The 22,759-nt window shown below is 70.4% G+C and carries 18 protein-coding genes; 5 read left to right on the top strand and 13 right to left on the bottom strand.

What is annotated here, in order from left to right:
- Positions 1–322: 322 nt before the first annotated feature.
- The 3 genes from bioD to ACFOW8_RS01530 form a co-directional block, all read right to left on the bottom strand.
- The gene (gene bioD, locus ACFOW8_RS01540; RefSeq protein ID WP_378544223.1) at positions 323–997 is read right to left on the bottom strand and encodes a dethiobiotin synthase; all 675 of its coding nucleotides are present in this window, start codon (positions 995–997) and stop codon (positions 323–325) included.
- Positions 998–1,208: 211 nt separating this feature from the next.
- A complete protein-coding gene (locus tag ACFOW8_RS01535; protein ID WP_378544220.1) occupies positions 1,209–2,366 on the bottom strand; it encodes an 8-amino-7-oxononanoate synthase in 1,158 nt (385 codons plus the stop codon).
- A 31-nt stretch (positions 2,367–2,397) separates the two neighbouring features.
- A complete protein-coding gene (locus ACFOW8_RS01530) occupies positions 2,398–3,675 on the bottom strand; it encodes an adenosylmethionine--8-amino-7-oxononanoate transaminase (protein ID WP_378544217.1) in 1,278 nt (425 codons plus the stop codon).
- Positions 3,676–3,863: 188 nt separating this feature from the next.
- Here ACFOW8_RS01530 and glgX point away from each other — a divergent pair, with 188 nt between their 5' ends.
- Both glgX and treY read left to right on the top strand, forming a co-directional pair.
- On the top strand, positions 3,864–5,990 hold the full coding sequence (gene glgX, locus ACFOW8_RS01525; protein WP_378544214.1) for a glycogen debranching protein GlgX: 2,127 nt from the start codon (positions 3,864–3,866) through the stop codon (positions 5,988–5,990).
- Positions 5,987–8,407, top strand: coding sequence for a malto-oligosyltrehalose synthase (treY, locus tag ACFOW8_RS01520; protein WP_378544211.1), 2,421 nt, complete (start codon positions 5,987–5,989; stop codon positions 8,405–8,407). Before glgX ends, treY begins: the two co-directional genes overlap by 4 nt.
- 58 nt (positions 8,408–8,465) lie before the next feature.
- Here treY and ACFOW8_RS01515 read toward each other — a convergent pair whose 3' ends face one another.
- Together ACFOW8_RS01515 and ACFOW8_RS01510 are read right to left on the bottom strand one after the other, a co-directional pair.
- A complete protein-coding gene (locus ACFOW8_RS01515; protein ID WP_378544209.1) occupies positions 8,466–8,885 on the bottom strand; it encodes a hypothetical protein in 420 nt (139 codons plus the stop codon).
- A 48-nt stretch (positions 8,886–8,933) separates the two neighbouring features.
- A complete protein-coding gene (locus ACFOW8_RS01510; protein WP_378544206.1) occupies positions 8,934–9,287 on the bottom strand; it encodes a nuclear transport factor 2 family protein in 354 nt (117 codons plus the stop codon).
- A 165-nt stretch (positions 9,288–9,452) separates the two neighbouring features.
- On the opposite strand from ACFOW8_RS01510, the gene ACFOW8_RS01505 reads away from it, so the two are divergent.
- On the top strand, positions 9,453–12,125 hold the full coding sequence (locus ACFOW8_RS01505; RefSeq protein WP_378544203.1) for an AAA family ATPase: 2,673 nt from the start codon (positions 9,453–9,455) through the stop codon (positions 12,123–12,125).
- On the opposite strand, the gene ACFOW8_RS01500 is transcribed toward ACFOW8_RS01505, so the two are convergent.
- Complete coding sequence (locus ACFOW8_RS01500) at positions 12,114–12,329, bottom strand: hypothetical protein (RefSeq protein ID WP_378544200.1); 216 nt, start codon at positions 12,327–12,329, stop codon at positions 12,114–12,116. The genes ACFOW8_RS01505 and ACFOW8_RS01500 overlap by 12 nt on opposite strands.
- A 154-nt stretch (positions 12,330–12,483) precedes the next feature.
- On the opposite strand from ACFOW8_RS01500, the gene ACFOW8_RS01495 reads away from it, so the two are divergent.
- The gene (locus ACFOW8_RS01495; protein WP_378544197.1) at positions 12,484–12,918 is read left to right on the top strand and encodes a nitroreductase family deazaflavin-dependent oxidoreductase; all 435 of its coding nucleotides are present in this window, start codon (positions 12,484–12,486) and stop codon (positions 12,916–12,918) included.
- Positions 12,919–13,008: 90 nt separating this feature from the next.
- Positions 13,009–14,361, top strand: a complete 1,353-nt coding sequence (gene ilvA / locus ACFOW8_RS01490) for a threonine ammonia-lyase IlvA (protein ID WP_378544194.1) — start codon at positions 13,009–13,011, stop codon at positions 14,359–14,361.
- 4 nt (positions 14,362–14,365) lie between these two features.
- Here ilvA and ACFOW8_RS01485 read toward each other — a convergent pair whose 3' ends face one another.
- From ACFOW8_RS01485 to ACFOW8_RS01455, 7 genes are all read right to left on the bottom strand, one after another.
- Positions 14,366–15,616, bottom strand: a complete 1,251-nt coding sequence (locus tag ACFOW8_RS01485) for a serine hydrolase domain-containing protein (protein WP_378544191.1) — start codon at positions 15,614–15,616, stop codon at positions 14,366–14,368.
- 122 nt (positions 15,617–15,738) lie between these two features.
- Positions 15,739–17,490, bottom strand: a complete 1,752-nt coding sequence (gene treZ / locus ACFOW8_RS01480; protein WP_378544188.1) for a malto-oligosyltrehalose trehalohydrolase — start codon at positions 17,488–17,490, stop codon at positions 15,739–15,741.
- Positions 17,491–17,605: 115 nt separating this feature from the next.
- Positions 17,606–19,585 (bottom strand): hypothetical protein, encoded by a 1,980-nt coding sequence (locus ACFOW8_RS01475; protein WP_378544185.1) that lies wholly within the window; start codon positions 19,583–19,585, stop codon positions 17,606–17,608.
- A 136-nt stretch (positions 19,586–19,721) separates the two neighbouring features.
- The gene (locus ACFOW8_RS01470; protein WP_378544182.1) at positions 19,722–20,495 is read right to left on the bottom strand and encodes an ESX secretion-associated protein EspG; all 774 of its coding nucleotides are present in this window, start codon (positions 20,493–20,495) and stop codon (positions 19,722–19,724) included.
- A 10-nt stretch (positions 20,496–20,505) separates the two neighbouring features.
- Positions 20,506–21,639, bottom strand: coding sequence for a hypothetical protein (locus ACFOW8_RS01465; protein ID WP_378544179.1), 1,134 nt, complete (start codon positions 21,637–21,639; stop codon positions 20,506–20,508).
- Entirely contained in the window at positions 21,636–22,079 is a 444-nt protein-coding gene (locus ACFOW8_RS01460) for a hypothetical protein (RefSeq protein WP_378544176.1), read from the bottom strand. Before ACFOW8_RS01460 ends, ACFOW8_RS01465 begins: the two co-directional genes overlap by 4 nt.
- A 25-nt stretch (positions 22,080–22,104) precedes the next feature.
- The gene (locus ACFOW8_RS01455) at positions 22,105–22,665 is read right to left on the bottom strand and encodes a DUF3558 family protein (protein ID WP_378544173.1); all 561 of its coding nucleotides are present in this window, start codon (positions 22,663–22,665) and stop codon (positions 22,105–22,107) included.
- Between the last annotated feature and the right edge of the window lie 94 nt (positions 22,666–22,759).

Below are 22,759 nucleotides of genomic sequence, written 5' to 3'. Positions count from 1 at the left end.
GGGTATGAGAAGCGGAACCAATACAAATATTGGCACTGACATTCATCGACACACTATTGAGTTCTCAAAGAACACACGCACAAGCAGAACACCCACAACTATTCGCAGGGGGTTCAGCAGGGCAAGGGTTCCAACTTTAGCGCAGAGAATCTACCGAAGCAAGTTCGGAAGACGGTGACCCTGCACACAAGATCAGCCAGGCGCTCATCGTCCAACCTCGTTTCCCTGGTACTCGGTACCGGGTCGGTGTCCGTGTCGCTCTGACTCGAAGTAAGTTACGCATCGCCGATCATGAAGTCAAATCGCCTGTTCAGAGCGTGTTTCATAGATCCGCGAGCCAGTCGGCGGGGAACCACTCGGGTGCCGTGGCCGTGAAGCGATCCCGATCCCACGCCCCGGCACCGGCCGGTATGGCGCCGACGAGCGGTGTTCCGGTCACCCGGGGTAGATCGTCGCGGTTGCAGTGGGCGGCGAGGTCGGGGTCGGTGGGCCAGGAGCCGATGACCAGCCCCGCGCACGGCACACCCGCGGCGGCGAGCGCGCTGGTGGTGAGTTCGCTGTGATTGAGCGTGCCGAGTCCGGCGGCGGCCACGACGAGCACGGGCGCGCCGAGTTTCGCAGCCAGGTCGAGCAGGGTGAATTCGCCCATCCGGACGAGCAGACCGCCCGCACCCTCCACCAGGACCAGGTCCGCGTCGCGCAGCCTGTCGACGGCCGCGACCGTCTCGCCCAGATTCAGCAACGGCAGGCAGGCCCGCCGGGCTGCGGTGTCGGGCGCGAGGGGCTCGGGGTATCTGGCGAGTTCGAGCGTGCGGGTGACCCCGGACAGCCGGGTGACGTCGGCGAGGTCGCCCGGTTCGCCGGGAGCCATGCCGGTCTGGGCGGGCTTGCACACCGCCACCGACCGCCCCGCGGCGCTCGCCGCGGCGGCCAGCGCCGCGGTGACGACAGTCTTGCCCACATCGGTGGAGGTACCGCTGATCAGCAGGATGCTCATTCGGGTGCCTCGCCGATCCTGCACCGCGGTATCCGCGGTGCGCGCCACCCTGTTCGCTCGCCGGGCTCGCGCGTTCTGCCACCGCGCCCGGCGGTGGCGGGCGCACGATGTGCCAGACGACGATGCGCTTCGTTCATGCCTTACCTCGCTGCTCGAACTCGATACGTCCACTCGGCGCAGGCGATGGCGTCGGCCGCCCGCGGTCGGCCTCTCACACCATGACCTCGGCTCGTTCCCCCCTGGCCTCGGCCAGCACCTCCCCCAGCACGACGCCGATCGTGTCCAGTTCGGCGGCAGTGAGGTTCGCACGTGCTGTGAGCCGCAGCCGGGAGGTGCCGGGTGGCACCGAAGGCGGGCGGAAGCAGCCGACGTCGAGTCCACGTTCCCGGCAGGCCTGCGCGGCGTCGTACGCCAGTTGCGCCTCCCCGAGGACCACGGACACCACGGCGGAGTCGGGTTCCGGCACGCCGGCGATGCGGGCGATGTCGGCCGCGCGGTCGAGCACCCCGGTGGCCATGGTGGGGTCGCGGCGCAGCAGGCCGAGGGCAGCACGCGCGGCGCCGACCGCCGCGGGGGCGAGACCGGTGTCGAAGATGAAGGTGCGGGCGGTGTCGATGAGGTGGTCCCGGATCCGGCCGTCGGCGAGTACCACCCCGCCTTGCGCGGCGAGGGCCTTGGACAGGGTGGCGGTGATGACCAGGTCGGGTTCGCCCGCCAGGCCTTGCTCGTGCGCAAGTCCGCGCCCGCCGTTGCCTCTGACGCCGAGGCCGTGCGCCTCGTCGACAAGCAGGACGGCACCATATGCCCGGCAGACGCGGTGCAGGTCGGCGAGCGGCGCCAGGTCACCGTCGGCACTGAACACCGAGTCGGTGAGGACCAGTGCGCGTTCCTCGGTGCGTTCGGCGAGAAGACGCTCGACGGCGGCCACGTCGCGGTGTGCGGCGATCTCGACCCTGGCCCTGGACAACCGGCACGCGTCGACCAGGGAGGCGTGGCTGCCGGCGTCGGAGACGACGAGGGTGCCACGGCCTGCCAGCGCGGTGACCGCGCCCAGGTTCGCCGCATAGCCGGAGGCGAACACCAATCCGGCTTCGGCGCCGACGAATTCGGCCAGTTCGGCTTCCAGCGCGGCGTGTTCGGCGGTGGTCCCGGTGACCAGCCGCGATCCGGTCGAGCCCGCTCCCCAGCGCCGCACCGCGGCGACGGCGCCCGCGACCACCTCGGGGTGGCGGACGAGGCCGAGGTAGTCGTTGGAGGCGAGGTCGATCGCGGGCGCGGACGGCTCACGCACGCGCAGCCGCCTGCGCAATCCGGCTTCGACCCGCTCGGCCGCACGCTCGTTCAACCAGCTCAACGGATCGGTAGTCACAGTTGAGCAGCATACTTGAACACCGTTCAGGTCAGTCGAGCGATGCCCGCACCGCGGCCTGGATCGCGCCGGTGACGACCCCGATGTCCGTGGTCGTGCTGACGAACGGCGGCATCGTGTAGACGAGATTGCGGAAGGGCCGCAGCCAGGCGCCCGCGCCGACGGCCGCGGCGGTGGCGGCGCGCATGTCGACGGGCCGGTCGAGTTCCACCACGCCGATCGCGCCGAGCACCCGCACCTCGGTGACTCCCGGCCGCCCCGCGAGCGGGGCGAGCCCGGCCCCGAGCTCGGCTTCGATCCGGGCGACCTCGCCGCGCCAGTCCCGCGACCGCAGCAGTTCGATCGATGCCACCGCGACGGCGCAGGCCAGCGGGTTGCCCATGAAGGTCGGCCCGTGCATCAGCCCGCCGTGCGCGGCGCTGATGGTCTCGGCGATCCGCGCGGTACACAGCGCGGCGGCCAGGGTGAGGTAGCCACCGGTCAGCGCCTTGCCGACGCACATCACATCGGGGGCGACACCCGCGTGGTCGGCGGCGAACAGCGCGCCGGTGCGGCCGAATCCGGTGGCGATCTCGTCGAAGACGAGCAGCACGTCGTTGTCGTCGCAGATGCGCCGCAATTCGGTGAGGTAGCGCGGATCGTGCCAGCGCATGCCGCCGGCGCCCTGGACGACGGGTTCGACGATCACGGCGGCCAGCTCGTCGCGGTGCGCGGCCACGGACCGCTCCAGCTCGGCGACATAGCCGGGTTCGAACGCGGCGGGCGGGGCGGGGACGAAGACCTGCTCGGTGAGCACATCGGTCCACAGCGCGTGCATCCCGCCCTCGGGGTCACACACGCTCATCGGCGTGAAGGTGTCACCGTGGTACCCACCGCGCCAGGTGAGCAACCGATGCTTGCCCGGCTTGCCGAGCCCGCGCCAGTACTGCAGGCACATCTTGGCCGCGACCTCCACCGAGACCGAGCCGGAATCGCAGAGGAACACCTTGTCCAGCCCGTCGGGGGTGAGCTCGACGAGCAGCTGGGTGAGCCGGGCAGCCGGTTCGTGCGTGAGCCCACCGAACATCACGTGACTCATCCGCTGTGACTGCGCGAGCAGCGCCGCGTCGAGGACCGGGTGCCGGTAGCCGTGCACGGCGGCCCACCAGGAACTCATCCCGTCGACGAGTTCGCGACCGTCGGCCAGGGTGAGCCTGGTGCCCGCCGCACTCGCGACGACCAGCGGTTCGGTGGTAGCGGGAAAACCGCCGTAGGGATGCCAGACGTGGTCGGCATCGAGGGCGGTGATCTGCTCGGGAGTCAGCTCCACAGGATTTCCTCGTCGTCGCCCGTGCGGCCGCGGAACCGGCCTTGAACACCGTTCAAGTTAGCATCCGCTCCCGGTCCGGCCCCGCCGCGCCCGGTCGGCGGGCGCCACCGGAGCGCGCCGACCAGGGGTGACGAAGGACCCAACGCCGAGCCGCGCGGACGAGCGCCGGATTCCTCTACTGTCGTAGCATGTCGAGCCCGAACGACCGATCCGGTGCGGTGACCCCACTGGGTGTGTGGCCCGGCACCCCCTATCCGCTCGGTGCGACCTACGACGGCGCCGGGACGAACTTCTCGGTGTTCTCGGAGGTGGCCACCGCGGTCGAGCTGTGCCTGATCGCCAAGGACGGCACCGAGACCAGGGTCGGGCTCGACGAGGTCGACGGCTACGTGTGGCACGCCTACCTGCCCGCGGTCACGCCGGGACAGCGCTACGGCTTCCGGGTACACGGACCGTACGAGCCGGAACTCGGGCTGCGGTGCGACCCGAGCAAGCTGCTGCTCGATCCCTACGGCAAAGCCTTCGACGGGCAATTCGTCAACGATCCCTCGCTCTACACCTACGGGCTCGATTCGCTGGGCCACACGATGACCGGCGTGGTGATCAACCCGTTCTTCGACTGGGGTGCCGACCGGCCGCCGAACCGGCCCTACCACGAGACGGTGATCTACGAGGCCCACGTCAAGGGCATGACGATGACCCATCCCGACGTCCCGGAGGAGCTGCGCGGCACCTATGCCGGGCTGGCGCATCCGGCGATCATCGGGCATCTGCAGAGCCTCGGGGTCACCGCGATCGAGCTCATGCCGGTACACCAGTTCTTCCACGACCACGTGCTCACCGACCAGGGCTTGCGCAACTACTGGGGCTACAACAGCATCGGCTATCTCGCGCCGCACAACGAGTACTCGGCCCGGCCACGTGGTGATGCCGCCGTCGCCGAATTCAAGGCGATGGTGCGCGCGATGCACGCCGAGGGCATCGAGGTGATCCTCGACGTGGTCTACAACCACACCGGCGAGGGCAATCACCTCGGTCCGTCGCTGAGCCTGCGCGGTATCGACAACGCCGCCTACTACCGGCTCGACGACACCGATCCGGCCCGCTACAAGGACTACACCGGCACCGGCAACAGCCTCAACGTGCGGCATCCGCACACCCTGCAGCTGATCATGGACTCGCTGCGGTACTGGATCGTGGACATGCACGTCGACGGGTTCCGGTTCGATCTGGCCGCAACGCTGGCCCGCGAATTGCACGATGTGGACCGGCTATCGGCGTTCTTCGATCTGGTGCATCAGGATCCGGTGGTGAGCCAGGTCAAGCTCATCGCCGAACCGTGGGATGTCGGCGAGGGCGGCTACCAGGTCGGCAACTTCCCGAGCCGGTGGACCGAATGGAACGGCAAGTACCGCGACACCGTGCGCGACTACTGGCGTGGCGAACCGGCGACGCTCGGCGAGTTCGCTTCCCGGCTCACCGGGTCGTCGGATCTGTACGAGTCGACCGGGCGGCGGCCGAGCGCCAGCATCAACTTCATCACCGCGCACGACGGGTTCACCCTGCGGGATCTGGTGTCCTACAACGACAAACACAACGAGGACAACCGCGAGGACAACCGCGACGGCGAGAGCTACAACCGCTCGTGGAACTGCGGGGTCGAGGGACCGACCGACGATCCGGCGATCCTCGCACTGCGCGCGCGTCAGCAACGCAATCTGCTCGCCACCCTGGTCCTGAGCCAGGGCACCCCGATGCTGGCTCACGGCGACGAGATCGGCCGCACCCAGCTCGGCAACAACAACGTGTACTGCCAGGATTCGCCGCTGGCCTGGATGGACTGGACGCAGGCCGGAACCGATGCCGACCTGCTCGCGTTCACCCGCTCGGTGATCGCGCTGCGCACCGCCCATCCGGTCTTCCGGCGGCGCCGGTTCCTGGCCCCCGACCCCGGCGACGGCGGCGACCGCGAGATCACCTGGTTCACCCCCGCCGGTACGGAGATGACCACCGAAGACTGGCACAGCGGCTTCGGCAAGTCGCTGGCCGTGTTGCTCGACGGTGACGGCATCCCGGAACCGGGCCCGCGCGGGGAACGCATCACCGACGACTCGTTCCTGCTGTGTTTCAATGCGCACGACGAAGCGCTCGATTTCGTGCTGCCCGCATCGGAATTCGGCGCGGAGTGGACCTGTGTCCTCGACTGTTCGACCTCCACCGGCGCGGCCGACGCGGTGTATCCCGCGGCGGCAACGCTGTTCGTCCCCAGCCGCTGCCTGCTCGTCCTGCGCCGAACCGCCCAGCCGAAACGATGACCGAGACCTACGTGACCGATCCGCTGACCCTGCTGCACCGTGCCCCGATCCGCCCGAGCACCGTGCGCAGCACCTACCGGCTGCAGTTGCGGCCCGACGCGCTCACCTTCGCCGATGCCCGAGCCATCGCCGAATACCTGCAGCAACTGGGGGTCTCGCACCTGTATCTGTCACCGATCCTCACCGCGGCCAGAGGCTCGACGCACGGCTACGACGTCACCGACCCGACGACGGTCTCGGCGGCGCTCGGCGGGCCGTCCGGGCTCAAAGCACTGTCGGACGAGGTACGCAGCCGCGGCATGGGTTTGATCGTCGATCTGGTGCCCAATCACGTGGGCGTCGGTGACCCGCAGCAGAACCCGTGGTGGTGGGATGTGCTGCGCAACGGTCAGCAGTCGGTCTACGCCAAGTATTTCGATATCGACTGGAGCCAGGCCAACGGCGCGGGCGGCAGGCTGGCGCTTCCGGTGCTCAAGAGCGAGAACGACCCGGCCGCGCTGACCGTCGACCGGTCCGGTCCCGAACCGATGCTGGCGCTGCACGACCTGCGCTTCCCCATCGCGCCTGGCACCGACGGTGACAACGCCCTGCGCATCCACGACCGCCAGCACTACCGGCTGGTCAGCTGGAAGGCCGGGGTGTGCACCTATCGGCGGTTCTTCGCGGTGAGCGGGCTTGCCGCGATCCGGCAGGAGGATCCCGAGGTCTTCGAGGCGACTCACCGGGAGCTGGCGGCCTGGTGCGAGCACGATTTGATCGACGGGGTCAGGGTGGACCATCCCGACGGGCTGGCCCACCCCAGCTCCTATCTGACCCGGCTGCGCAGGCTGATCGGCCCGCAGCGGCTCCTGCTGGTGGAGAAGATCCTCGCCAATCGCGAACCGCTGGACGCGACGCTGCCGGTGGACGGCACCACCGGCTACGACGCGCTCGCCGATGTGGGCGGGGTGCTGATCGATCCGGCGGGCGAGCAGGCGCTGACCGAGCTGTCCCAGCATGTCGCCGGGCACGGCAGCGACCGGGCCTGGTTCGGCGAGACCGAGCACCGGATCAAACGCGCGGTCGCGGAAACCATTCTGGCGCCGGAGATCCGGCGGCTGGTCGCGGCGATCAAACGCGACGGCAGCGCGGCCAGTTTCGATACCCTCGCGGTGACCAACGCGACCATCGAAGTGCTGGCGTTCATGCCGGTCTACCGGGTCGACTACGCGCCGCTGGCAGGCATCACCGCGGCGGTGGTGGCCGAGGTGGAGAAGCGCAATGCCGAGCTGATGGTCCCGCTGTCGGTGCTGGTGACCGCGCTCGCGGTGGGTGGGGAGGCCGCGACGCGGTTCTCCCAGGTGTGTGGCGCGATCACCGCCAAGTCGGTCGAGGACACCATGTTCTACCAGGGCGCGCGCCTGGTCTCGCTGCAGGAGGTGGGCGGCAACCCGGCGCGATTCGGTCACTCCGTCAACGACTTCCATCTGTCCAACAGCGAACGCGCGCAGCGCTGGCCCGCGACCATGACCACGCTGTCGACCCACGACACCAAGCGCGGCGAGGACGTGCGAGCCAGGATCGGCGTGCTCTCCCAGGTGGCCGACGTGTGGGCACAGCGGATGCGCGGCTGGCTCGAGACCACCCCTGCGCCCGACGGCGCGACCGCGCTGTTCCTGCTGCAGAACATGTTCGGGGTGTGGCCCGCCGACGGCAGGCCCGCGTCGTCGGTGCCCGGGCTGCGGGACCGACTGCACCAGTTCGCGGAGAAGTCGATCCGCGAAGCGGGGGTGAAGACCTCATGGGAGGAGCCGGACGCCCAGTTCGAGTCGGCGGTGCACAGCTGGCTCGACGCGGTGATCGACGGCCCGGTCGGGACCGGGATCGGCGACCTGGCCCACGAACTCGCGCCACACGCGTGGTCGGACGCGGTGGCGCAGAAGCTGTTACAGCTGTGCGGGCCGGGGATCCCCGATCTGTATCAGGGCACCGAGCTGTGGGAGGACTCCCTCGTCGACCCGGACAACCGGCGGCCGGTGAACTTCGCGGTGCGGGCCGGGCTGCTGCAGTCGCTCACCGAACCACCGACTCTGGACACCACGGGCGCGGCGAAGATGTGGGTGGTGGCCTATGCGCTGTGGTTGCGCAGGGAGCGGCCGGAGTGTTTCGTCGGTGGGACGTATCTGCCCAGGTACGCGGTGGGTGAGCAGGCGCATCGGGTGGTGGCCTACGGACGCGGGCCCGCGGGCGAGGACGTGCGGGTCATCGTGGCGGCGACCCGGCATTCGGTCGGGCTCGGCGCGACCGGCTGGCTCGATACCGCATTGCCGCTGCCGGAAGGTCAGTGGACCGATCGGCTGACCGGTACCGCCTACACGGGCAACGCCAGGATGGACAAGCTGTTCGCCAGGCTGCCGGTCGCGCTACTGGTGCGCTGAGCTCCGGCAGCGCGGGACCGGGGCCACCCGGTGGTGCCCCCGGTCCCGGCGGCGGGGTTCAGTTCGCCCGGCGCAGGCCGAGGTACTGCAGGGCGGCGAAGGCCCCGACGGTGCAGGCCTGCAGGATCGCCCAGGCGGTCCCGGCCGTGGTCAGGTTCAGCGCGCCGGTGAGCACGGCGGCGATACTGGCGACGACCCAGCCCGCGTTCCCGATCGCGACCGCGGCCGCGGCAGGCCGGCTGACCGGGGAACGGAGCCCGACCGCGGCGACGGCGAGCCCGTACGCGGTGAGAAAGGCGCCGATCGCCATGGCCGCGGTGACATCGAGCCCGAGCAGCCGTTCCAGCGGGTAGGCCAGCGCGAGATAGGCGATGCCGTTGGCACCGGTGACGACGGCGTCCAGCCGCAGGGACAGGCGGAGCAACTGCTCGCCGGGCGCGAACAGGGCGGACAGACGGGAGGGGGCGGTGGTGGTCATGGCGGGTCTCCTTCGGTGCGGTGGGGTCGGGTGCGGTGGGGTCGGCTGTCAGGCGGCGGGGACCTGGTCGAGGAAGCCGTAGACGCGGTCGATGCGGCCGTCGTCGAGCACGGCGACGTCGAAGCCGATCACCACGGGGTCGCCGTCTGCGGGACCGAGGCCCCAGGTGAAGCGCACCTGGTCGTGGTGGGCGTCGACCGGTCCGGCCAGCCGGAAGGTCCAGTCCGGGAACTGGGTCTGCACGCCGGCGATCGCGGCCTCGAGGTCGGCGTGGCCCGCGACCGCGACCAGCGGGTCGACATACCGCGCCGCCGGGGTGAACAGGCGGGCGACGGCGGCACGGCGAGCGGCGGGCTCGCGGGTGTTCCATGCCTCCAGGTACTGCGCGACCACGGTGTGCATCTCGACCTCCGAAATATGCTGTGAGCTGGCGTTTCGCTTGTTGTTTCCGCGATGGTTCCTACGGTATGGCGCGACGGGGGTCTGCCGAATCAGTCGGCTATCGGTACTTCTCCTGCCGGACCGACCGCCGGTACCGGTACCGGTACCGGCGATACGGTGGAGCGCATGCTGCACGGACGCGAAGCCGAACAGGCCAGGATCGACGAACTCCTCGCCGGCGCCGCGGCCGGGCGCAGCGGCGCGCTGGTGCTGCGCGGGGAGCCCGGAATCGGCAAGTCCGCGCTGCTGGATTACGCGGCAGCGCAAGGAATTCCGTCGGCGCGCAGCGCCGGTGTCGAGTCCGAGGCCGAATTGCCCTTCGCGGCACTGCATCTGCTGGTACGGCCAGGCATGGCGTTGGTGCGGCAGTTGCCGCCGCGCCAGCGCGATGCGCTGGAGTCGGCGTTCGGTCTGGGTGACAGCGCGCCCGCGGACCGGATGCTGATCGGGCTCGCCGTGCTGACGCTACTGGCCGAGGAAGCCGCCGACGGCCCGCTGCTGTGCCTGATCGACGACGCGCACTGGCTGGACCGGGCCAGCGCGGAGGCGCTGTTGTTCGCGGCGCGCCGGCTCGACGCCGAAGGTGTGGTGATGCTGTTCGCCACCCGGTCCGGCCCGGCCGACTTTCCCGCACCCGGCATCCCCGAGCTGGCGCTGTCCGGGTTGCGCGCCGAGGCCGCGGCGGCCCTGCTCGACGCGGGACCGACACCGCTGACCCCGGCGAATCGCTACCGGATTCTCACCGAATCGGGCGGCAATCCCCTTGCCCTGCTGGAACTTCCGTCGGTGGTCGGCGCGGTGGGCGACACCGCGCGGCCGCTGCCGCTGACCCAGCGGTTGCAGCTGGCCTTCCACGGCCGGATCGCCCGTCTGCCCGCCGCGACCAAGACGATGCTGCTGCTGGCGGCGGTCGCGGGCGCCTCGGACCTGGCGCCGATCCTGCGCGCCGCGCACACCCTCGGCGCGGCCCTGCCGGATCTGCGGCCCGCCGAGGACGCCGACCTGGTCCGCACCGATGGACAGCACCTGAACTGGCGGCATCCGCTGTCTCGGGCCGCGGTGTACCAGGGGTCGGCACCGGTCGATCGCCTCGCCGCCCATCGAGCGATCGCCGACGCCCTGGTCGGTGCGGAGACCGCGGATCTGCGCGCCTGGCATCTGGCCTGCGCCGCGACCGGGCCCGACGAGGGGGTGGCGGCGGCGCTGGAGGACACCGCGCAGCGGGCCAGACAGCGCAGCGGATTCCACGGCGCCGTCGCCGCCTACGATCGCGCCGCGGCGCTGAGCGCCGACCCGGCCGCCCGGCTGCGCAGGCTGGTCGGTGCCGCCGAGACCGCCACCGAGGCCGGGCTCACCGACCAGGCCGCCCTGCTGGCCGAGCGCGCCGCGGCCCAGCCCGGCGGTGCCGCCTACGACCAGCGGCTCGAGCTGGTCCGCGCGCAGGCCGAGTTCGCCGCGGGCAAGCCGGGTTCGGCGCATCGGCGCCTCATGGCCACCGCGGCGCGGGCCGCCGACCCCGGCGACGCCGCCAGGATCCTCACTCGCGCCGTGCACACCGCCTGGTATCTCGGCCCCACCGAACTCGACGAGGTGGCGCGGCTGCTGGCCACGCTGCGGCTCGACGACGGCGATCCGGCCACCCCGATCGTGCGGTATCTGACCGGGTCGGTCGCCGGACGGCACACCGGCGAGTTGCGTGCCGCGGCGGACGCGGCCCGTGCCAACGGCGCCGACAGTCCCGCCGATCTGGTGCAGATGTGCGGCAGCGGCCTCGTCGTCGGCCAGGACGACCAGGTCGGCGAGCTCGCCGACGAGCTCATCGGCGAATGTCGCGACCAGGGCCGCCTCGCGCTGCTGGCACCGCTGCTGTTCTTCCGGTCGGAGGCGGCGCTGTTCGGTGGCAGGCCGGGCGAGAGCGCGGTCGCCGCCACCGAGGGGTTGCGGATCGCCGAGGACATCGGCCAGCCGCAGTGGATCAGCCAGCTCACCGCGTTTCTGGCCTATCTGGCGGCGCTGCGTGGGGACGAGGAGGCGTGTCACGGCTACGCCGGGCGCGCCGTCGCCGAGGAATTCGGCGGACAGGACGCGGTCGGCGCGCCGTGGGCGCACGCGGCGTTCGGGCTGCTCGCGCTCGGGCGCGGCAGGCTGGAGCAGGCCGCCGCCGAGCTGGCGCACATGACGGTGGAACCGGCCAGGCATCACGTCAGCGGATTGCGCAGTCTGGCCGACCGGCTCGAGGTCGCCACCCGCCTCGGCGATACCGCGGCGGCGGGCGAGGCGCTGACGTCGCTCACCGCGTGGGCGGAGCGAACCGGTCAGGCGTGGATCGCCGCGCTGGCGGCCAGGGGCAGGGCGCTGCTGGCCGAGCGCACGGCCGCCGAACAGCACTTCCTGGCCGCGCTCGCGGCGAACCGGCCGTTCGACGAGGCGCGCACCCGGCTGCTGTACGGCGAATGGTTGCGGCGGGAGAAGCGCAAGGTCGACGCGCGCGGCCAGCTGGAACAGGCACTCGCCGGGTTCGACCGGCTGGCGGCCGCGCCGTGGAGCGAACGCGCCAGGGTCGAGCTGGCCGCACTCGGGGTCGGGGCCGCCGCGGCGCCTGGCACGGGACCGCTCGCCGCGCTCACACCGCAGGAGGCGCAGATCGTGCGGCTGGCCGCACAGGGGTTGTCGAACCGGGAGATCGCCGCGCGGCTGGTGCTGAGTCATCGCACCGTGGGACATCACCTGTACAAGGCGTATCCGAAGCTGGGTGTGCTCTCGCGCGGGGAGCTGAGCGGGCTCGACCTAGCGCAGTGAGCGGGCGCGGACAGCACCGAAGGTCCAGCGCGCGGTGGCGACCGCGGCGGCGGTGAGTACGGCGGCCTGCGCCGAGCCTGCGATCACCAGCAGCAGTGCGGCCACGACAAGCCCGGCGACCAGCGCCTCCAGCTTGTAGACCGGCCAGGCGCTGCCCGCGATATCGACCGTCGCGGTCGCTGCCGATGGGGTCACCACTGCCATGTCCACAGGATAGACGCACACCGAAGTTCGGGCCACCGAACTCCGGTGTCGGGAACATCACCGGCTTCGGCGCGGTTGTGCAGGTGATGCCGCTGACCCGAGTCGAGGCATCCGGGGGGGCACTATCCCGACTAGAGCGTAGGAGGGCACCGAATTGCCATTGACCGGAGAGTACGCACCGAGCACCTCGGAGTGGGCACGTACCCAGGCCGAGACCTACGAGAACTCCGGCGGAGCCGAGGGCACCTCGATGCAGGGCAAGCCCGTCGTTCTGCTCACCACCAAGGGCGCCAAGACCGGCAAGCTGCGCAAGACCCCACTCATGCGGGTCGAGCACGACGGCGAGTACGCCGTGGTCGCCTCGCTTGGCGGCGCACCCAAGCATCCCGTCTGGTACCACAACATCGTCGCCGAACCGCACGTCGAACTGCGTGACGGGACCGTCAACAAGGACTACACCGCCCGCGAGGTCTTCGGCGCGGAGAAAGAGCTGTGGTGGGACCGCGCCGTCCAGGTGTGGCCCGACTACGCCGAGTATCAGAAGAAGACCGAGCGCCAGATCCCGGTCTTCGTGCTCACCCCGCGCTGACGCGCACCCACCGCACCCGCCGCGCACCCCGCGGCGGGTGCGTCCGGGCGCGTTCGTCGGCGCGGGAACCACGTCGGTAGCATTTACCGGATGTCCCCCATCGCTGACGTCGCCGAAGTGTCCGTAACCCGTCCGCCGCTGTCCGCGGACGAGATCGACGCCGCCGCCAAGCGAATTTCCGACATCATCGAGCCGACGCCGCTGCAGTTCTCGCCGCGGCTGTCGGCGAGCACCGGCGCGCAGGTCTACCTCAAGCGCGAAGACCTCACCGCGGTGCGCTCGTACAAGCTTCGTGGCGCCTACAACCTGATGGTGCAGCTCACCGGCGCCGAACGCGCCGCGGGTGTGGTGGCGGCCAGCGCGGGCAATCACGCCCAGGGTGTCGCCTTCGCCTGCCGGACGATGGGCGTGCAGGGCCGGATCTACGTGCCGACCACCACCCCGAAGCAGAAGCGCGACCGCATCCGGGTGCACGGCGGCGAGTTCGTCGAGCTGATCGCCGTCGGCGAGACCTACGACGCCGCCGCGGCGGCCGCCGCCGACGATGTGGCCCGCACCGGTGCCACCATGGTGCCGCCGTTCGACGACCCGCGCACCGCCGCCGGCCAGGGCACCATCGCGGCCGAGTTCCTCGAACAGCTCGGTACCGCACCCGATCTGGTCGTCGTCCCCGTCGGAGGGGGCGGCTGCCTCGCCGGCATCGGCACCTACCTGCGCGAGCGCGCGCCGCACACCGGTCTGCTCGGCGTCGAGCCCGCGGGTGCGGCGTCGATGACCGCGGCGCTGGTGGCGCGCGGCCCGGTGACCCTGCCGGAGATCGACCCGTTCGTCGACGGTGCCGCGGTGCGCCGGATCGGCGATCTGCCGTATCAGGCGGCGGCCTCGTTCGGCGGCCGGGTGATCTCGCATGCCTCGCTGCCGCTGCTCACCGCCACCGAATCACCCGGCGGCGCCGCGTCGTTCCGGATGATGCAGGTCGACGAGGGCGCCATCTGCACGGCCATGCTCGACCTGTACCAGAACGAGGGCATCATCGCCGAGCCCGCGGGCGCGCTGGCGACCGCGGCACTGGCCGAGATCGACATCGAGCCGGGCGCGACGGTGGTCGTGCTGGTGTCCGGCGGCAACAATGATGTCTCCCGCTACGGCGAGATCATCGAACGCTCGCTGGTGCACCGCGGCCTCAAGCACTACTTCCTGGTGGACTTCCCGCAGGAGCCGGGTGCGCTGCGCCGTTTCCTCGACGATGTGCTCGGCCCGGACGACGACATCACCCTGTTCGAGTACGTCAAGCGCAACAACCGCGAGACCGGGGCGGCGCTGGTCGGTATCGAGCTGGGCGCCACCGACGACCTGGCCTCGCTGCTGCACCGGATCGAGGAGTCCCCGATCCAGGCCGAACGCCTGGAACCGGGGTCTCCGGCCTACCGCTACCTCACCTGAGTGGTCACGCCGCGCGGTCGAGTTCGGCCGTGCGGCCCTTGGTCGCGTGCGCACCGGCCACGGCCAGCGGGAGCAGCCACGCCATGGCCGCCTGGTCGTAGGCGAGCAGCCCCTGGTCGAGCCGGTTGTGCACGTAGCCGATCGAGAGTCCCGAGCGCGGGTCGACCCAGCCGAAGGAGCCGCCGAGCCCGATATGGCCGAAGCCGGTGCGCGCGCCGGGAACCGGCATCGAGTGGTAGCCGAGGTGCCACATCATCGGGAAGTAGAACAGCGCGTGGTCGAGGCGGTAGGTCTGCACCCGGCGGATCGCGCGGTGGGTGTGCGTGCCGAGGAACGGGCGGCCGTCGATGGTGGTGCCGTCGGCCAGCGCCGCGTACATCGTCGCGAGGCCGGTGGCGGTGCACACCCCGTTGCCGGCGGGCATCTCGGTGTCGAGAATGGCCGGGTCCTCGCCGTCGAGGATGCTGTCGAGACCGGGCAGGAACAGGCAGCGCGATGCCGCGCCGAGGGCTCCGGGAATCCGCGTGCCGATGCGGTCGAGGAAACCGCTGGCGATCGGGTGCCCCGCCAGCCGCAGATGCGCGCCCGCCAGCTGGGCGTATTCGGTGGGGGTGTCCACGGGTGGACGGCCGAGGTGGATGCCGTCGATGCCGAGCGGATCGGTGACCTCGCTGCGGATGAGCTCACTCATTCCCTGCCCCGTGACCGCCCTGGCCAAGCCGGCCAGCAGCCAGCCGTAGGTGAGGGCGTGATAGGCGGGGGTGCCGCGCAGCCGGTCGGGTTCGGCCAGCGCGAGGCGGTCTTCCATCAGTTCGTGGTCGAGGGATTCGACAGCGGTCGCGGCGACGGTGGGCAGTGAGGAGAGCCCGGCGCGGTGGGTGAGGACGTCGGCGACGGTGATCGCGCCCTTGCCCTTGGCGGCGAAACGCGGCCAGTACTCGGCGACGGGTGCCTGGTAGTCGATCAGGCCGCGATCGGCGAGCCGGTGGACGACGGTCGCCGTGACCCCCTTGGTCGCGGAGAACACGATGGGTGCGGTGTCGGCCGTCCACGGACGTCGCTGCCCCGAACTACCAGCCCAGATGTGGGCGAGGGGGACACCGTCACGGTGGATGGCGATGGCGCCGCCGGCGTCGCGGCGGCGGCCGATCAGGGTCGCGAAAGCGCGCACCAGGGGACCGAATCCGGCCGCGGCGAAACCGCCGACACCGGCCGGAAGGGCAGCACTGTCCTGCCCGTAAGCGTCGTTGCTCATCGTCCTACCGTACGGACGTCCGTTCGCCTGGGCAACGGTCAACGGCCGACCGTGCCCGAGCTGTGCCCGCGGCACCGGCGTGTCGGCATCCTCCGGCCTGTCCCGCACTGCCGCCGACGCGGCTAGCCGGTGACGACGGCGCCCCCGCCGTCGCCCTCCTCCAGCACCGCGAAACTGTGCCCGGAGACGAGCGTCCCCGCACCGGACTCGGTGGCGGGCGCCCAGGCCAGCAGCACCCGGCCGTGCACCGGGATCACCGCCTCGTCCTCGGCCAGGTTGCACACCACCGAGATCCGGCCGCGCCGCAGCACGAACCAGCGGCCCGCCTCGTCGTAGTCGGCCCAGACCCGGTCCAGCCAGGGGTCACCGAATTCCGGCCTGGCCTTGCGCAGGGTGAGCAGGGCGCGATAGCAGGCGAGCAGCCGGGCGTGCGGTTCGCGGGTCGGTTCGGTCCAGTCCAGGACAGAGCGGGCGAAGGTGGCCGGATCCTGCGGGTCCGGCACGTCGTCGGTGTCCCAGCCGTGCTCGGCGAACTCCGCCCGCCTGCCCGCCGCGGTCGCCGCGGCGACCGCGGGATCGGTGTGCGAGGTGAAGAACTGGAACGGCGTGCGCGCGCCCCATTCCTCGCCCATGAACAGCATCGGAGTGCTCGCCGAGAGCAGCACCAGGGCCGCCTTCACCGCGAGCTGGCCCGGCGTGAGGTACGCGCTCGGGCGATCACCGCGGGCCCGGTTACCGATCTGGTCGTGGGTGCAGGTGTAGCCGAGCAGGGCGCTGCCGGGGATCAGGTCGCGGCGGATCGGGGCGCCGTGCGTGCGACCGCGGAAGCTGGAATACGTTCCGGCATGGAAGAACCCGTGCGTGAGGGTGTGCGCCAGACAGGCAAGGGAGCCGAAATCGGCGTAGTAGCCCTGGCGTTCGCCGGAGACGGCGGTGTGCACGGCGTGGTGCAGGTCGTCGTTCCACTGGCCGGTGAGGCCGTAGCCGCCCGCCGCGCGCGGGGTGATCAGGCGCGTGTCGTTGAGATCGCTCTCGGCGATCAGGCCGAGCGGGCGGCCCAGATGCGCCGACAGGGCGGTGGTTTCGGTGGCGAGCTCCGCCAGCAGGTGCGTGGCGGTGCGGTCGACCAGGGCGTGCACGGCGTCGAGGCGGAGCGCGTCGAGGTGGAACTCGCGCAGCCAGCGCAGGGCGTTGTCGATGATGTGGCGGCGGACCGCGTCCGATCCCGGCCCGTCCAGGTTCAGGCTCTGGCCCCAAGTGTTGTGCCCATCGGTGAGGTAGGGGCCGAAGCGCGGCAGGTAGTTGCCGGAGGGACCGAGATGGTTGTACACCACGTCGAGGCAGACCGCGAGACCCCTGGCATGACAGGCGTCGACGAACCGCTGCAGCCCGTCGGGACCACCGTAGCTCTCCTGCACCGCGTACCAGAGCACGCCGTCATAGCCCCAGTTGTGGGTGCCGTCGAAGGCATTGACCGGCATCAACTCGACCGTGGTCACCCCGAGCGCCACCAGGTGGTCGAGCCGGTCGATCGCGGCGTCGAAGGTGCCCGCCGCAGTGAAGGTGCCGACGTGCAGTTCGTAGAACACCGAACCGGCCAGCTGACGTCCGGTCCAGCCGTGGTCGGTCCAGCGGGCCGGATCGAGGTCGTGCACTGCCGATGCCGCGTGCACGCCGTCGGGCTGGCGAGGTGAGCGCGGGTCGGGCAGCACGGTCGGGTCGTCGTCGAGCAGGAATCCGTAGCGGGCGCCCTGACCCGCGTCGGCGGTGACCGACCACCAGCCCCCGCCGTTGCGGCGCATCGGGTGGGTCGCCTCGTCCAGTCGCAGCCGCACCGCCCCCGCCTCCGGCGCCCACACCCGAAACTGCCTCATGGCCCCAGCATCGCATGCGCGCGGAGATCGGGCAGGCCGACCGGCGTCGAGTTCCGGCCCGCCGAGCTGACGAAACTCCACGTGGGCGAGGCCGATGACGGTTACCGGCGGGTGGTCAGCTGTGGGACACGATGCCGACCGGCCCGGTACCGACACACAGATCCACGCCGGGTGTGAGCGCACGCACGCGCAGCGCCGAGCCACCGCCGAGCATGCGCAGGAACACCGTATGCAGTCCCGCGCGCACCTCGGCGACGGTCTCGGCGCCACCCTCGAACGACACCGCGATCGTCGCGTCCCGGTCGGACAGGTAGTTCAGCTGCGCTGTCCACTCTCTGGTCTGCATCGGCCCGTCCAGCGGCAGCCGCACCGCGGATCCGTTCGGCACCCGATACCCGCAGCCGGGCGCAGGGCCCGGCACGATCGCCCGGTTCCACCACACCTGCGCGTCGACCAGCGCGCCGTCGTCGGTGAACATCCGCAGGCGCGGGGTCCACCGGGCGAAGGTCTGTGGTCCGGCCAGCGGAGCGAACACGTGGTCGGTCATGTTCTGTGGAAAGGCCAAGGGGTTGAGCACGTTCCACGGCACCTCCTGCGGCAGCAGCGGCGCGTCGGCGGCCGGGAGCGCGGCGCGCACGCCGGTGACGTAGGTGCGAGCGGGGCTCGGCTCCCAGGCATGGGTGAAGGTGATCGTGGAGTAGACGCTGCCGGCCAGGAAGATCGCGCAGGCGAGAATGGTCGTGGCCGTCCCGAGGCGGGAAGCGCGTCCAGCGCCGTCGACCGCAAGCGTGGCGCGGCCACCGTCGATACGATCGGCGCACGGCACGGGGTGAGTTCGGGCTCCGTCGAACGCGGCGGTGCGCTCGACGGCATGGCGGCGCCCGTTGTCGTCGGTCGGGACGGTATGCACCGGCGAGCGCGGAACGGGCGCAGCGGATTTCCCTCGGCGCGCGGCGAGCGGGAACAGGGCGAGAGCGATCGCGGCGAGAACCGCGAGATCGGCGAAGTAACGGATGGATCGGAGCAGCAGCGCGGCGGTGCCCGGCCCGTCGCGCAGAACGACGACGGGCGCGATGGTCAGCACCGCGTAGGCGGTCAGACACGCCAAGACGGCACCGGTGCGCGGCCGGGTGCGGATCATCCACGCCGCGAACAGGATCAGCGCCACCCAGGACACGGCGACTGCCGCCACGGGCGGGTCGGCCCACGGCGTCGCCGGTTGCCAGCGTTCCCACCGCCACGGACCACCGGCCATGGTGGGGACGAGTCCGTCGGAGAGGGCTTGGCGCAGCAGCGCGGTGGAGTGTTCGGGGCGGGAAAGGCCGCGCGGTCGCGCAATGACCAGCAGGAAGAACGCCGACCACGCCAGCAGGACCGCTCCTGCCGCCGCCCACAACACCGCAGCGCGGCGCACCGCAACCCATACCCGCTCCCCCGTCACATATGCCAGCAAGGCCACTACCGCGACGGCCACCGGCAACACCACCACGGCCTTCTCGAAGAACAGCAGCGCCGCCGCGAGCACCGCCGCACCCGACACCGCGTACCGCCGCCGACCCGTGCGCGCCAGCAGGACCGCGTCGGCACTTACCCAGGCGAGCGCGATCTGCAACGGCAGCGCGTTCACCGCCGCCGACCACCAGGCGAACGCGGGCACCGTCAGCGGCACGAAGAGGAAGAAGATCAGCGGACCGAGCAGGCGGGCGCGACACCCGAGCAGTACGACCAGAAGCCGCAGCATCGCCAGCGAGGCGAGCAGCTGCACACCGACCAGCACCGCCGCCGCGACACCCCACTCCAGCGGAGCGATCGCCGTCACCACCCAGGTCAGCACGAAAGCCAACGGCATCACATGCCCGTCGTGACTGCTCGCCAGCTGCTCGGCCGACCACAGCGGATGCCTACTCACTTCACCGATCAGGATGAAATCGTCCCAGTAGAAGAACCCGGACGCCGCCACCCACCCGCGCAGAACCAGCTGGGCGCCGATCAGCGCGACGGCGATGAGCAGGACGGTCCGACCCGAGAGCGGCCGTCGCCGCGACGGGGGCGGCGCGGCCCGCGACGGCGAACCGATGCGCAGGGCTGAGGTCACACCTCCCGACGGTAGCCGTCGGCCGAACCGTTTCGATCAGCGGCCGTTCACGGGTTCGTCAGCCCCGCTCTCCGGTGTGCGGAAGCCCGACCACACCGGCATCGCCGACACCGGCGCGGTCACTGCGTGAACTCGTTCATGGGAGGCGGGTCATCTCCGTTCGGCGGAGGGTCTTGGTGGCGTTGTCGATCCAGGAGGTGAAGATGCCGGTGAGTTTGTCGGCGGTGGTGGGACGGATGTCGAGGTGGGTGCTGTTTCGCTGTTCGACGTAGCGGCCGTCGCCGGTGATGTCGTACCACTGCACGACGCGATGCCGCAGCGGACGGGCGTGATAGTTGCCGAGGCGCAGGATGGCGGTACCGCCACCGTCGGCAGGGCGATCGGTGAGTCGGCGGAACCGGGCGTACTCGGTGTGCCGGGCGTCCGGTTCCAGCGAGTGGTGGTGGGGCGTGATGTCGTCGAGGTGGAAGGTTTCGGGACGGCCGGTGCCGGGTGGGCAGGGCGGGACCGTTGCCACCATGGCGCCGGGCAGGTCTTCCGGGCGGAGCAGGTCGGCCCGGATATCGCCGAATACGCCGTGGATCGCGGTCTGGAAGAGCAGAGCCGCGTACTGGCCGGTGTACGCGCCGATGATGCGGTACTGCTTGTGGGTGGAACCGTCACCCCGGTGATGGCGGACGGTACTGCCCATGATCTCCACCCGCAGTTCGCAACGCGCGACCGTATGCATCAGCAGGTCGATGCGTTCGCGTTCGTCGCGGTCGCCGTTCGCGCGGACGGCGGCCCGGTGGCCGTCGAGTTCGTCGCGGGTCGGGAAACGGCTGCGATAGCGCAGCGGGGCGGGCATCCGGTCGTCGACGTGCGAGAACCAGTGGGCGGCGAAGGTATCCGGCTCCCAGGTCCAGGTCATGATTCGCCCCTCACCCGCCGATGACCCCGCCCGGCGGCAGCGCGGGAGGCTGTGCGCCGAGTAGTTCCGATTCACGGTCGTAGACGAGGTAGTCGGGGGTGGTGTGCTCGTCGTCCTCATCGCCCTTGCCCCGAGCACCACCGGCACCCATGCCGCCCATGCCCGGCATTCCGGCACGCCCACCCGACGCGGCACCTGTCGACAGGCCGGCGCCGGTGGCGGCGCGGGCACCGACCGGCGTGCCGACCACCGACTGGCCGGGCGACGGTCCGGTGCTGCCGCCCGCACCACCACCGCCACCCCCGCTACCGGTGGGAATACCGGAACCGGGCTGGGTCGAGGACGGCACACCGGACTGCGGGGTGGTGGTTTGCGGCGTCGTCTGCGCGGTGGTGTCGTCGTCCTCCGTGGTCGATGGCTGCGAGTCCTCGGTGGCGGAATCGTCAGTCGTCGTGTCGTCTTCGGTCGACGGGTCCTCGGTCGAGGGTTCGTCGGTCGTCGACGGGTCCTCGGTAGTGGTGGTGTCCTCTGTCGTGGTGGGCTGGGTGTCCGTGGTGCCGCGGTCGTTCGCGCCGCCGCCACCGTTGTCGTCGCCACCGCCGGAGGGGACATCGGCGGCGGTCACCGGGTCCTTCGGCGTCGGCAGCACCGGGATCTGACCGCCTGCGCTGAACACCGGATCGAAGTAGTGCTCCTCCACGACCCGTTGGGCCTGCTCCTCCGCCTCTTTCTCGGGATCGCCGTCGAACCAGTCGAAGGGGTTCCACCAGCTCTGCGCGTCGGCGTAGGGCGGCAGCTTCTCCTTGGTAGTGTGCACGGCGCTGATCGTCTCGTCGACCCGGGCGCTCAACGCCTGCAGCGCGGGGGTGAAGTTCAGCGCGTCGGTGGCGTAGTCCGCGATCGCCTGCCTGGCCGCCGTCGCGGCGGGCCCGCTCCACGCCGATTCACTCGAGCGCTTGATCCGGGCCGCGAAGATCTCCACGTCGGCCTCCCACCCGTCGGCGATCTTCTTGTAGTCGTCCTTCGCCTCGACAGCGGGATCGGTCACCAACGGGTTGAAGGTGTTCATCAGCTCGATATGCGACTTGATATACGCGGTGTCGCACTTGATGATCCGCGGCTCGTACTGGAGTTCGCCGGTCATTGCTTCCCCTGGAAACCCTGCGGCACCGAGGCCATCAACTCGGTGTACTTCGCCGCGAACTCCGCGTCCGCCTGCTGGTAGCGATTGGCGATCTCGCGATGCAGCTGTTGAATCCCGTCGACGATCTCCCAGTGCTTCTGCAAGATCGAGTGGACATCGTTACCACCGGGGTCGCCTTGGGCTTTCGAGCGGAACTTGCCGACCAGGTCTGGGGTCGAGATGATCCAGTCGCTACGGTCTCCGAGGCCCCACACCTCACGGTTCGAAATATCTCTCGCAAGACCCTGGTACAGCTTGATCTGGTCTTTCATTGCCTCGCAGTCGCGTTCGATGAGAACGAACTCTTCGACATTGACATACACGTTGTCGTTGAACGACACCGACAGCTGACCGTTCTTGGCAGACTCGATCAACCCCTGCATCGGTGTTTCAGCACCCATCGTCAGGACCCCTCCCTCAGTGGAACTATGCCCCTGGCTCGATCAACGGAACTATCTTCTCCGCCACCGACATACCGACTTCACACGCGGTCAGGTGCCGGGTCTTCGGCGAGGTACCGTGCGAATTGTCCACGGAGAACTCCAGGCTCCCACCCTGCATCTGCACGTTCAGAACGCAACCTTCAACGCCTGTCGGATCGGACGCTTGATGGGTGGTGAGCACGGTTCGACCATCGACTACGTCCTCCCGCCCTGGATAGTTCTTCTCCCGCAACATATCCAACGTCAAATTCGTGAGGCTCATCGTCGTGGTGTAGCCATCCGACACAACGTACCGACAACCCCGCCACTTGATAGCGCCCCGCGAGGTGTTGTCATCCAGGTTCCCCTTGCGCAACCCGGGCGTGATCGAGTTCAGCACCTCCGGCGGAATATCGCACGGATCGATCCCGGTGGGCACATCCTCGGCGATCCCATCCGCAGCAGAAGTCCCCGTGGGACTACCAGCGACCGGATCCTCCGACGAACCACACCCGGCCAGCACCACAGCCCCGACCAGCCCGACCACAGTCGTCAGCGTTCGCATACCCACCCCACTACCCTCCCGATCCGAACTGCCGAACACGATATCACCAGCCACACGCGCGACCCCGCCCCGACAGACGGCCCGCGCACCGCGC

Source organism: Nocardia rhizosphaerae (assembly GCF_042650365.1).
GTDB lineage: Bacteria > Actinomycetota > Actinomycetes > Mycobacteriales > Mycobacteriaceae > Nocardia > Nocardia rhizosphaerae.
Note: the sequence above shows the minus strand (reverse complement) of the source record. Positions and strands in the feature narration are given on the sequence as shown.